Genomic DNA, 13,560 nt, shown 5'->3' with positions numbered 1-13,560 from the left:
TACAATTACAGCTACTTTTGTTCTTGAACTCTCACATCCTCCTGTAGTTTGGCTAACGTAATAATCTTGCGTTACTAATAATTCTGTTCCTACATATGAAGTCCCACCTGTTAAAGTATTGTACCATTTTATATTTGTCCCAGAAGGCAATAAGTCATTTACTTTTTTAGTATTTGCAAAGCAAAAATCTTGCTTTGTAGCTTCTGGCGCCAATGGAGTTGCTGGTTGTGCGTTGATTACTGCGATAGCTGATTCTCCTGAAGTACAAGTCCCAGATTTAGCTGTTACTTTATAGCTTCCTGCTGGTGCTGTTACTGTATTACCAGTTTGAACAGCTCCTGCTGATGGAGATATTGTATAGATATATGATGAGTTATAATTATCAATTGTAAAACTTCCCTTTGCTGTTGAACAAGTTGGCTGTGTTACTGCACTTACTGTTGGTAATGGAATCGATTTATTTATCGTAACAGTTCCACTTATGATAGCTTCTACACAAGGTGTTGTATGCCCAATAGTAGTTATTGTATAAGTACCACTTGTTGTTGGAGTTCCTGAAATAGTTACAGTTTTTGCATTTGGATCTACATCCCATCTTAGTCCTGCCGGTAAGTCTGTCACTATAGCATTCGTAGCACTACCACCAAAAGTATAAACAGTAGTTGGAATTGCTGTTGCTGTGCAAACTGCAGGATTTTGTGTACCACTGGTAAATACAATAGAAGATGCTGTATTTATAACAGCTGCAACTGCAATCCTTGATGTTGTACTACATCCTTGAGCCGTAGTAGCACCTACATAATAAGTTGTTGTTGTAGATAAATTTGGTATTCTAAATTCCGATCCCGTTTCTAATACTGATTCACTTATTGGACTTGCATACCAATTAATAGTTGCTCCTGCTGATGCTGTAGCCTTTAATATTACCTCTCCTGCACCACATCTAGAAGCTTGAGTCGTAGAAATAATTGTTGGCGAAGTATTTACTGTTGCTCTAACTAATGTCCTATCTGAAGGACAACCATTATCAGTTACTCCAACATAATAGTCTTTAGATACAGACAGACTTGGCGTAGTAAAACTTGTTCCTGTTTTTAATGATGATCCACCTGATGCAACGTCATACCAATTAATTGTTCCTGCTGATGCAGTTGCCTCCAAAATTACTGTTCCTGCATCACATCTTGACCCTGGAGTTATTCCTGTGATAGTTGGCTTTGCATTAATAACAAAATTAGTAGCTGTTCGACAACTAGAAGCACCAGGGCAAGCCGCATAATACGTTTTAGTTTGTGCTCCACTAGCCGATGTTAAACCTGAACCAAGAGTTGTAAACGGATTGAATGAAGCACCAGTAAATATTGCTACCCCTCCAATAGCATCAAGATACCATCCTATATTATTACGTGAACATGAAGAAGAAGTAACCGTCAATGAAGCACCTGCTGCATCTCCCTGACAAACAGAAGCTCCTGTAGTTATTGGAGCCCCTGAAACTGCATTAATATCTATATTAGCTGTAGGAAGTGAAGTACATCCTTCATTATTTGTTGTAGTAACCACATAAGTATTTGGTGCCAATCCTGTGAACACACCTGTATCATTACTTTCTGGTGCCGTTACTGGATTCGTTCCTCTTAATGTATAAGTTATACCTGAACCATTAGCAGGGCTAGTAACTCTTATCGCCCCTGTTGGTGTCTGACAAGTTGCTAATGAAACAGAAGTTGATGGCACTGCTGGTAACGCTAATATTTTTATATCATCAACAGTTGTATTATCTCCATTAAAATTTGAACCTGGAACATTTTCCTGATTTGCTCCTTGATAACTTGTAAAGACTCCGACTCCGCCAGAGTTATCCATAAATGCTGTTATTTTTCTAGTATCATTACCCGTTGTACGAGTTGGATCAAGGTATAAAGCTTGTGCATTAGAACTATATGCCCCTGCTACAATAGATCCTGTTACTTTCCCTATTAAGGTTATTGTAACCACTCCATTTTGAGCTATATTAAAGCCTCCAAATATTGGTTTATTTGCCGTAGCAGTATTAGCTAAAGGTCCAGAAGGTCCTGACGCGTCAATCGAATATATAGCCGTAGCTGAATCAAATCCAATATTTGCTGGAAAACGGAAGTCTAAAACTACTCCTGCAGCATTTCCAACTCCAGTATTTTTTATTTGAATCTCATAAGAAACCTTTTCATCAATCGAATTACATGCCGACGCTGTAGGTAAAGCTATTACTTTGGTATCGAGAATCGGAAAACATTTTGAATTAACTTGTAAGTTTGGAGGCATTTCATTATTGGCAAAAGTTGCCACATACCCCAAAGTTCCTGGCATAGAACCATGATTATTACTACCAGTCCCATTTGTTAAACCTGCAAGTCCTCCTATTACAGAAGCAACAACATTAGCTGGTGCAATGTTGTGTCTAATAATTCCACCACCACCACCACCACCAGGTCCGTGCTCATTTTTAGTATCATTATCAGTATGTCCTCCATTACCTCCATTCGCATTAATTGTAATTTTCCCTCCTGTTGTAGCACCCGAAATATTCAAAAGTACTGTTCCTCCTGCACCTGCACCTCCTGCGCCATCCGACGAACTTTGGAAAGCACCAGCTGCTCCAGGACCACCATTTACTTCGATCTTACCCGGCCCTATAACGGCACCTGCATTAATAAGTACTATGGCACCACCAACACCACCTTTTACTCCATTTGTAGCATTATTAGCATCTCCGGCACCACCACCGCCACCCATAATAAGTCTTGTTAGCTCTGGATTGGTTGTACGGTAAGATTTAAAACCTGGTCTTCCTGCTCCAGTAAGCGGATTTCCAGTTGACCATTGTACACCTCCGGCACCTTGCCATCCATAACCACCTAAACCACCTAAACCACCGTTACCACCTCCACCTCCACCAGAGTTGTGATCATTACCACCTCCTCCAGCATTAGCAGGAGCTCCTCTTCCGGCAGATCCTCCTGGCATTCCTTCAACTCCATTATTTACCTCATTATATCCATCCCACATAAATCTAGGAGTTCCTGCTATTCCTTCTCCTTTACCAGAAATAGTTTGATCTGAAGCATCACCTACATAAGTAGTTGAATTATTTTTACCTGAATCAGCTTTAGGACTATACCCTCCTCTAAAACCTCTTGCAGTTCCGTTTATACTAAAGTTACTAAAATTGAAATTTCCAGAAACATTAAAAGCAATAACTCCACCTGCAATCCCATTAAATGGTGGTGTAGTTATATCTTTTGTTAAGGTTAAATTAGAGTATTGAGGCACCCTAACTATTTGAAATGTCTTCTTACCTCTTGATCCTTCTGCATCCGCATTAAAATAACTATTAGAAGTACCACCATTAACACCAGTACCTTTAAAAGTCAAATTCCCACCAGAAAGCAGAACGTTATTTGTTGCAATAACATATTCAAAAACACCTGTATTTCCAATAGCTGTAAATCCAGTACCTCCTAAAAGATCCAGACCACTATTTGAAGTACCTGAACCATAATTATTATTATTTCTGAAATCTATTGTAGCATCCTGCATTTGAATGATCAAGATTAAATCCCCAACAGAAATTGGAGTTGTGCCAAAATCATTCTTATGAGCATCCATTTTTGGTACTGCTGCCAGCTTTATAGATTGCCCTCCTGCGTTCAGCGTAATATTGCCATCAACAGGATAATACGTATTTACTGAGCTTGACACTGTAATAGGTCCATCGCCCCCAGGCGTACCACAAATTTGTGAAAATAAGCTAGTTGAAAATAAAAAAAATACAATAAAAAATGAGTGCTTAAAAAAATTAAGCATTTTAAGAGTACAATTATACATAGACAGTTCTGTTTGGGGTAATACTATAGGAGTTCGAAAACCTACTAAAAGAATTCGAAAAATTTAAATTAAATAAAAGGGGTAGTTGAATCGAAAATCTTAGGATAAGATTTTCTGAAATTTTATAAAAATAAAATAAAATAAGCGCCATAATATAGATTCGGTTCGACTCAAATTAGTCTTAAAGTTTATAGAATAGGTAGTTTGGTGGGGCGAAAGTATATAAACAGTAAAATAATAACTACATTATTCGTCAAACTACCTATTTTGTCGTTGAAATACTCCTTTTGTCGAACAAAATCATTTTTAATAGATAAAAAAATTAACTTTTTAGCAACAATAAATTTTTATTATAACAACATAAGTCTTTTTATTGAATGAATTCTGATAGAAAAATTCATAACTAATTAAATTTCAAATAATAATAAAATAAAAAAAGACGCAATATAAATTGCGCCTATTTTTTTTTAACAGTAAATTACCTTGTTTTTAGTGATGTTTTTCTTTAAAAATTAATTTTATTAACAACTATGATTCCATAATCGACAAAAATTAACAAAAAAACTACAAGAAAAAAGCTATTTCAAGAAATCAATATTCCTTTTAAGCCCATCAAATTTTGTTCTTTTTATAGGTGAATTTTTAAACACTGCACGAAAGGTTTCTTCGGTAATATCTAGCCATTCTTTTTTAGACATAGCCATTACATCTGGATTAGGATTAAATAGTGGCTCAGAATGTGCTTTAGAGAATCGATTCCAAGGACAAACATCTTGGCAAGTATCACAACCGAATGCCCAATCATCAAACTTTCCTTTCATTTCTTGTGGAATATTCTCTTTGAGTTCGATCGTAAAGTAAGAAATACATTTGCTTCCATCAACAATATACGGAGCAACAATTGCCTCTGTTGGGCATGCATCGATACACGCAGTACATGAGCCACAATGATCTGTTGTAGCGAAATCGTATTCTAAATCTAAGTCTAAAATAAGTTCGGCTATAAAGTAAAAAGAGCCTACTTTTTGTGTTATCAAATTACTGTTTTTTCCTATCCAGCCTAAACCGCTTTTAGCAGCCCAAGCTTTATCTAAAACTGGTGCTGAATCTACAAATACTCGTCCAGAAACATCACCTATATGCTCTTGAATAGAAAAAAGTAATTCTTTGAGCTTTTCTTTAATAACAAAATGATAATCTTGTCCATATGCATATTTGGATATTTTAAAACTATCATCTTTTTGAGTTTCTGAAGGATAATAGTTAAGCAAAAGTGAAACTACACTCTTAGCATCATCTACTAACAAAGTCGGATCTAACCGCTTGTCGAAATGGTTTTCCATATAAGCCATTTGGCCATTATGGTTTTTATTAAGCCAATTTTCTAATCTAGGTGCTTCTTGTTCTAAGAAACCCGCTTTAGAAATTCCACAAGACAAGAACCCAAGTCTTTTGGCTTCGGATTTAATAAATTGTGAATATGTAGTTTTTGATTTTATCAATGTAAATTATCTATAGAACAGTTTTATCCCTATCCCGATAATTATTGGGACGAATGATATCCTTTTTCTGTTTTATTTATCAGAAAAAAATATAGTAGAATAGGAGATTACTTCAAAACCTCATAAAGACAACTCCTGAAAATTAAAATAATCCGCCTTGAATATTGGTGTTTATTCTACCTAAATGTTTATATGCTTTATCGGTAACTTCGCGCCCTCGTGGAGTTCTCATAATAAACCCTTCTTGAATCAGGAAAGGCTCATATACTTCTTCGATAGTTTCGCTACTTTCAGAAACAGCAGTTGCAAGGGTAGACAAACCAACAGGCCCTCCTTTAAACTTACTAATAATGGTAAGAAGAATTTTATTATCCATTTCATCCAAACCATGTGCATCAACGTTTAATGCTTTCAATGCATATTGTGCAATCGCCAAATCGATAGTTCCATTTCCTTTAATCTGTGCAAAGTCACGAACACGGCGCAATAATGCATTTGCAATACGAGGTGTTCCACGGCTACGTCCTGCAATTTCAATTGCAGCATCTAAAGAAATTGGCATTTTTAATATCGAAGCACTCCGTTCTACAATAGTAGTCAAGAGTTCAGTTGTATAATATTGTAATCGTGACGAAATACCAAAACGAGCTCGCATTGGAGCCGTAAGCAAACCCGAACGCGTAGTAGCTCCAATTAAAGTAAATGGATTTAAGTTAATTTGTACTGTTCTCGCATTTGGTCCAGATTCTATCATGATATCAATCTTAAAATCTTCCATTGCTGAGTACAAATACTCTTCAACGATTGGGCTTAATCGGTGGATTTCATCTATGAACAAAACATCTCTTTCATCAAGATTAGTCAGTAATCCTGCCAAATCTCCAGGCTTGTCTAAAACTGGTCCTGAAGTAATCTTAATTCCAACCTCTAACTCATTCGCAAGTATATTAGCCAAAGTGGTTTTTCCTAGCCCCGGAGGTCCATGAAAAAGCGTATGATCTAATGCTTCATTACGTTGATTGGCTGCTGCTACAAAGACTTTCAGATTTTCTAAAACCTGGTCCTGACCTGCAAAATCATCAAATGAAAGTGGTCTTAATCTTTTCTCAAGATCAAATTCTTCTGGATTATAGCTGTTCGTAGTTGGATCTAAATTTTCATTCATAGAGCAAAGATAGATAAAGAAAAAGGAAGACAAAAAAAAACCTCTACTAAGAAGTAGAGGTTTTAAATATTTTTAGTGATGAAGAACTTCTTCTCCTTCTTTCATTGGTACGTTTTGAGGTACAAAATCAACGTCATAGTTTGGATTACTATAGTCGTATGGCCAACGGTAAACATGAGGAATTTCTCCTGGCCAGTTACCGTGAATATGCTCAACTGGTGTAGTCCACTCTAAAGTTGTAGATCTCCATGGATTTTGTACTGCTTTCTTACCATAGAAAATACTACTAAAGAAATTATACAAGAACACTAATTGGAAAGCTCCACCAACTAAAGCAAATACTGTAATTAGAACGTTTACGTTTTGTAAATCATCAAATAAAGGGAAACTTGTATTAGTATAGTAACGTCTTGGTAAACCAGCTAATCCTATAAAGTGCATTGGGAAAAATACTCCGTAAGCACAAACTGCAGTTACCCAAAAGTGAATATATCCTAAATTTTTATTTAACATTCTACCATACATTTTAGGGAACCAGTGGTAAATACCAGCAAACATTCCGTAAAGTGCAGAGATACCCATTACTAAGTGAAAGTGAGCAATTACAAAATATGTATCGTGAACATTAATATCTAAAGTACTATCTCCTAATATGATTCCTGTTAAACCTCCTGTAATGAAAGTAGAAACCATTCCAATAGAAAACAACATTGCAGGATTAAATTGTAAATTACCTTTCCATAAAGTTGTAATCCAGTTAAATGCTTTTACAGCAGAAGGAATTGCAATCAATAATGTTGTAAATGTAAATACAGATCCTAAAAATGGATTCATTCCTGAAACGAACATATGGTGACCCCAAACGATTGTTGAAAGGAAAGCAATTGCTAAAACAGACATAATCATCGCTCTGTATCCAAAAATTGGTTTACGTGAATTCGTAGCCATAATTTCAGAAACTAATCCCATCGCAGGTAAGATTACAATATATACCTCAGGGTGTCCTAAGAACCAAAATAAGTGTTCGAATAAAACTGGTGAACCACCTTGGTAATGTAAAACTTCTCCAGCAATATAGATATCTGACAAGAAAAATGAAGTACCAAAACTTCTGTCAAAAATCAACAATAATGCTGCTGATAATAATACTGGGAATGAAATAACTCCAATAACAGCTGTTACAAAGAAAGTCCATATAGTTAAAGGTAATCTAGTCATAGACATCCCTTTTGTTCTTAAATTAATAACAGTAACGATATAATTTAAAGATCCCATTAAAGATGATGCAATAAAGATTGCCATAGAAACCAACCATAGTGTCATACCAGTTCCTGAACCAGGAATCGCTTGAGGTAAAGCACTTAATGGAGGATAAATCGTCCATCCTGATGAAGCAGGTCCAGCTTCAACAAATAAAGAACTTAACATTATTACTGCTGATAAGAAAAATAACCAATAAGATACCATATTCATGAATCCAGAAGCCATATCTCTAGCTCCAATTTGAAGTGGAATCAGTAAGTTACTAAACGTACCACTTAAACCGGCTGTTAAAACGAAGAATACCATGATTGTACCGTGAATGGTTACCAATGCAAGATAAACATCATTAGTCATAACACCATCTGGTGCAAATTTATCTCCTAATAAAACATTAAAAATTTTAAAAGACTCTTCAGGCCATGCTAATTGCATTCTAAAAAGCAAGGACATTGCAATACCTATTACCCCCATAATAATACCTGTAATAAGGTATTGTTTGGCAATCATTTTGTGATCAATACTAAAGATATATTTAGTAATGAATGTGTCTTTATGGTGGTGTTCGTGTTCGTGATCTTGTCCGTGATCGTGACCTTCTGCTGACATATATGTATACTTTAAATTTCTTAATAAATATTATTTCATAGCTACTTTAGGAGCTTCTACTTTAGCAGTAGTATCTACTTTAGTAGTATCAGTACTTCCTGCTGCACCTTCTGTTGGAGCTGGAGCTACTGCTGCCTTAATATCCTGAGCTAATGTTGCTTTCTCGCTTAACCATTTTTTATAATCTTCTGGAGTATCAACTACAATTTTCATTTGCATGTTATAGTGTGATGTACCACAAATTTTATTACAAAGTAACAAATAATCAAAAGTATAAGGATCTAAAGCTGTTTCACCTTTTGCAACTAAGTCAACACTTTTCTTAGAACGTATTGAATTAATATGAGCAACTTTCTCTACCATATAAGGTAACTCTCTGTATTCAGAAGTAGTATAAACTGGCGTAAAAGCAAATTCAGTAACCATTCCAGGAACACAGTTCATTTGCGCTCTAAAGTGAGGCATATAAGCTGAGTGCAAAACATCTTGAGAACGCATTTTGAAATGCACTTTTTTACCTTTTGGTATGTGTAATTCTGAAACCACAATATCATCTTGTGAATATGGATCAGACATATCAACCCCTAAAGTGTTTATACCTTCAATTAATCTTACGTTAGCTTTTCCTAAAACATTATCTGGTCCAGCATATCTAGCTGTCCATTTAAACTGTTGAGCATATAATTCGATAACGATTGTATCTTCATCTTCATCAACAAACATAATATTATTCCAAGCATATAATCCATAAAGAATCAATCCTGCCAACACTACTGCTGGGATAACACTCCAAAGTGCCTCTAATCTATTATTATCTGCAAAATATAAAGCTTTTTTATCCTTATCTCCTTTATATTTAAAAGAAAAATAATAAAGTAAACCTTGAGTAATAAATTGAACTACGAAAATTAAAACCCAAGTAATATTCATAAGACTATCTACCAAACTACCATGCTCTGAAGCTGGTGTATGTAATACTAATGGTCCCCATTTTAACAATCCATATATAGTAAATATATAAATGAAAGCTAAAAAACCGAACATTAAATATCCTTGAATATTATTATCGTTATCAGATGCAACCTGAGAATCGTCCGAATTTGCTCCTACCTGAGTAAGATCAAATATTTTGGTCAATTGCCATAATGCTACAGCTAATAAAACTAAAACTATAATTACCAACAAACTTGTCATCTGTTTATTTCTTTAAATATTAATAATGAAAATGTTTACTTTCTTCTATAAATGGATTTCTTTTTGGTAACAAAGGAGCTTTAGTCAATGCAGTGAAAACTACAAAAATAAACAATCCTAAGAAGAAAAGTACTGATGCAATTTCTGAAACACCAATAAACCATCTATCACCTACTGTACCAGGCATAATCATATTAAAGAAATCAAGATAATGTCCTAATAAAATTACAATTCCAGCCATAACAATAACCCAGCTGATTCTCTTGAAATCTGTATTGATTAAAATCAATAATGGGAAAAGGAAATTCATAACAACCGCTCCAAAGAAAGGAAGATTATAAAGTTGTATTCTTGTTACAAAATAAGTAACCTCTTCAGGTATATTAGCATACCAAATTAACATGAATTGTGAGAACCATAAATAAGTCCAAAAAACGCTAATACCAAACATAAATTTAGCAAGGTCATGAATATGACTTGTATTTACATGCTCTAAATATCCTTTAGATTTCAAGTATACTGTTACTAATGCTATTGTAGTGATACCACTTACAAAGAAACTAGCAAACACATACCATCCAAACAATGTACTATACCAGTGTGGATCAATAGACATAATCCAATCCCAAGACATAATAGACTCAGAAACGATAAAGAATACTAAGAACCCAGCTGTCATTTTGAAATTCTTTTTGTAGTTCAAATCATCTTTAGCTTCGTCTTGAGCTAAACATCTTTGTCTTGTATAGTAGTTATATAAATTCCACCCAATCAAAAATATAGCAGCTCTAATAATCCAAAAAGGGAAATTTAAATATCCTGCTTTATTAGCAATGATTGCATCATAATTTGGGCTTTTAGGATCTGTTACTCCGTCTCCTAGCCAAACAAACATATGATTAAAGTGCAATCCACAAAGCACTAGAATAATAAAAAATATTACAGAACCTACAGGCAAGTAAGCAGTTATACCCTGCATAACTCTAAACAATACAGGAGACCATCCTGCTTGTGCAACTTGCTGAATAGCGTAAAACGCAAGAACTCCCATAGAAAGCAGCAAAAAGAAAATACAAGCAACATATAATGCTGACCATGGTTTATTTTGCAATTGGTGTAAAACATGATTTAAATGTTTTGTATGCTCATCTGCAGCACCAACTTGAGCGTGTTCTTTTTTTCCTTCAGCATGTGCATCATGAGCTGGTTCAGCAGCATCATGAGTAGCTTCAGCTTTTGCACCATGACCAGACTCAGCAGTAGCATGAGTAGCCTCACCGTGACCTCCATGAGACTCAGCAGCTAGTATTTTTTCAACTTCTTGAATATCTTTAGGTGCATTTAAAAAACCATACCCAATACCCAAAAGACCTAAAGCCATTAAGATGAAAGAAAAAGTTTTTAATTTACTTGAAAATGTATACATATCTAATACGATCAGTTTGTTCAACAATTATTATAATTGGCTTTTTAGTTTTAGAACATAGTCAGCAACTAACCAACGTTCGTGAGTACTTAATTGATTTGCATGAGAACCCATTGCATTTAATCCGTAAGTCTCAACATGAAAAATACTTCCTTCAGTGATTTCTCTATCTTTATAGCTAGGAACTCCAAGAAATTTTTCTCTTTCTACCAATTTACCTTTTCCATTTCCAGTTGCACCATGACAACTCATACAATAGATCTCAAAAAGTTCTTTTCCTTTTTCAGAATTTCTATCTAAAGAATCTAAAGGCGATTTTAAATTAGCTTTTGCCAATTCATAACCAGCTGTAGAATTCTCATATTCATAAGGTTCAAAACCTCTATTTATAGTTCCGTTTGCAGGAAGTTGAGCTTCCTTTCCTCCTTTAAATACACTAGCTTCTGCATATGGTTCATACGCTAAAGACTCATACATATTAGGGAAGTACTGATAGTTTGGTGCCGAAATATTGTGGCATGATGAAACTAAAATAGTTATACCAACTAAAAGTGTTATTTTATATATACCTTTCATAGCTACAATTAATTCTTTTCTATTACTTTAACTTCTACAGCTCCCGTGTTTTGGAAAAAAGAAACTAATTCTTCTTCGTTATTGTTAACAGCAACCTCCATTAAGAAATGGTCATCTGTTGTTCTTACATCCGGGTTTTCTGCTTCTTTAAATGGCCATAATCTACTTCTCATATAAAAAGTAATTACCATTAAGTGAGCTGCGAAAAACACAGTCATTTCAAACATAATTGGCACGAATGCTGGCATGTTTTGAATGAAACTGAAACTTGGTTTTCCACCAATATCCTGAGGCCAGTCATGAATCATAATATAACTCATCATCGTAGTCGCTACAGTTATACCAACACATCCGTATAAGAAAGAACATATTGCTAATCTTGTTGGCGCTAAGCCCATTGCTTTATCCAATCCGTGTACCGGAAATGGAGTAAATACCTCTTCAATATGATGATGTGCAGCTCTAGTTTTCTTTACAGCATCCATCAAAATATCATCGTCATTATAAATGGCGTATATTACTTTATTACTCATGATGTGAATCTTTATTTGCTCTTTCTCTTATGTAATTATCTCCTGTCCCTTTCAAAATAGTTTTCACCTCTGCCTGAGCAATAACTGGGAATGTTCTAGAGTAAAGTAAAAACAATACGAAGAAGAATCCAATTGTTCCGATGAAAATTCCAATATCAACAAATGTTGGTGAGAACATTGTCCAAGAAGATGGAAGATAATCTCTATGTAAAGAAGTAACAATAATTACGAATCTTTCAAACCACATTCCGATGTTTACAACAATCGAAATTATAAATGAGAACATGATACTTGTTCTTAGTTTTTTGAACCACATGAATTGTGGAGAAAAAACGTTACATGTCATCATTGACCAATATGCCCACCAGTAAGGTCCAGTAGCTCTATTTAAGAATGCATATTGTTCATATTCTACTCCAGAGTACCAAGCTACAAATAACTCAGTAATATAAGCAACCCCTACGATAGAACCTGTAATCATGATTACGATGTTCATTAATTCGATATGTTGGATTGTAATATAAGCCTCAAGGTTAGAAACTTTTCTCATGATGATCAACAAGGTATTTACCATTGCAAATCCTGAGAAAACCGCTCCTGCAACGAAGTAAGGAGGGAAAATTGTTGTATGCCATCCTGGAATTACAGATGTAGCAAAGTCCATAGATACAATTGTATGTACAGAAAGTACAAGTGGAGTAGCTAAACCTGCAAGTACTAAAGATACTTCTTCAAAACGCTGCCAGTCTTTTGCTCTACCACTCCATCCAAAACTCAAGATAGAATAAACTCTTTTATTAAAAGGCGTTATTGCTCTATCACGTAGCATAGCAAAATCAGGTAATAAACCAGTCCACCAGAAAACTAATGATACTGAAAGATACGTAGAGATTGCAAAAACGTCCCAAAGTAATGGAGAGTTAAAGTTTACCCATAATGAACCAAATTGGTTTGGTATAGGTAATACCCAGTATGCTAACCATGGACGTCCCATGTGAATAATTGGAAATAAACCTGCTTGTACAACAGAGAAAATTGTCATTGCTTCGGCAGAACGGTTAATCGCCATTCTCCATCGTTGACGGAAAAGTAATAATACTGCTGAAATCAAAGTTCCGGCGTGACCAATACCTACCCACCAAACAAAGTTTGTGATATCCCAAGCCCAACCAACTGTTTTATTTAATCCCCATGTTCCGATACCTGTAGATACGGTGTAAATTATACAGCCTAATCCCCAAAGGAATGCTGTTAATGCGATTGAAAATACAATCCACCAATGTTTATTTGCTTTACCTTCAACAGGTGCAGCTACATCTACAGTTACATCGTGATAAGATTTATCACCTATAACTAAAGGTTTTCTAATGGGTGCTTCGTAGTGAGACGACATAATCCTTTATATTGTTTCTTAATTAATAATTTTTT

At 35.0% G+C, this 13,560-nt stretch carries 9 protein-coding genes; all 9 read right to left on the bottom strand.

Annotation, left to right across the window (positions count from 1 at the left end):
- A partial coding sequence (locus OIU80_RS17395; RefSeq protein ID WP_449757801.1) for an Ig-like domain-containing protein occupies nt 1–3,867 on the bottom strand: 3,867 nt, incomplete at its 3' end.
- A gap of 578 nt (nt 3,868–4,445) precedes the next feature.
- Nucleotides 4,446–5,366 (bottom strand): tRNA epoxyqueuosine(34) reductase QueG, encoded by a 921-nt coding sequence (gene queG, locus OIU80_RS17390; protein ID WP_404827382.1) that lies wholly within the window; start codon nt 5,364–5,366, stop codon nt 4,446–4,448.
- A 145-nt stretch (nt 5,367–5,511) separates the two neighbouring features.
- The gene (gene ruvB / locus OIU80_RS17385) at nt 5,512–6,534 is read right to left on the bottom strand and encodes a Holliday junction branch migration DNA helicase RuvB (protein ID WP_264288248.1); all 1,023 of its coding nucleotides are present in this window, start codon (nt 6,532–6,534) and stop codon (nt 5,512–5,514) included.
- 72 nt (nt 6,535–6,606) lie between these two features.
- Nucleotides 6,607–8,403: a cytochrome c oxidase subunit I gene (locus tag OIU80_RS17380; protein ID WP_264288247.1), complete on the bottom strand. Its 1,797-nt coding sequence runs from the start codon at nt 8,401–8,403 to the stop codon at nt 6,607–6,609.
- A gap of 30 nt (nt 8,404–8,433) precedes the next feature.
- Nucleotides 8,434–9,597, bottom strand: a complete 1,164-nt coding sequence (locus OIU80_RS17375) for a cytochrome c oxidase subunit II (protein WP_264288246.1) — start codon at nt 9,595–9,597, stop codon at nt 8,434–8,436.
- 19 nt (nt 9,598–9,616) lie between these two features.
- Entirely contained in the window at nt 9,617–11,023 is a 1,407-nt protein-coding gene (locus tag OIU80_RS17370; protein WP_264288245.1) for a quinol:cytochrome C oxidoreductase, read from the bottom strand.
- 30 nt (nt 11,024–11,053) lie between these two features.
- Entirely contained in the window at nt 11,054–11,599 is a 546-nt protein-coding gene (locus tag OIU80_RS17365; RefSeq protein ID WP_264288244.1) for a cytochrome c, read from the bottom strand.
- An 8-nt stretch (nt 11,600–11,607) separates the two neighbouring features.
- Nucleotides 11,608–12,132, bottom strand: a complete 525-nt coding sequence (locus OIU80_RS17360) for a DUF3341 domain-containing protein (RefSeq protein WP_195737733.1) — start codon at nt 12,130–12,132, stop codon at nt 11,608–11,610.
- Nucleotides 12,125–13,525 carry an NrfD/PsrC family molybdoenzyme membrane anchor subunit gene (gene nrfD / locus OIU80_RS17355; RefSeq protein ID WP_195737734.1) on the bottom strand — a complete coding sequence of 467 codons (1,401 nt, stop codon included), beginning with the start codon at nt 13,523–13,525 and terminating at the stop codon, nt 12,125–12,127. Before nrfD ends, OIU80_RS17360 begins: the two co-directional genes overlap by 8 nt.
- Nucleotides 13,526–13,560 lie beyond the last annotated feature (35 nt).

It is taken from the genome of Flavobacterium frigoritolerans, assembly GCF_025847275.1.
Classification (GTDB): Bacteria; Bacteroidota; Bacteroidia; order Flavobacteriales; family Flavobacteriaceae; genus Flavobacterium; species Flavobacterium frigoritolerans.
Note: the sequence above shows the minus strand (reverse complement) of the source record. Positions and strands in the feature narration are given on the sequence as shown.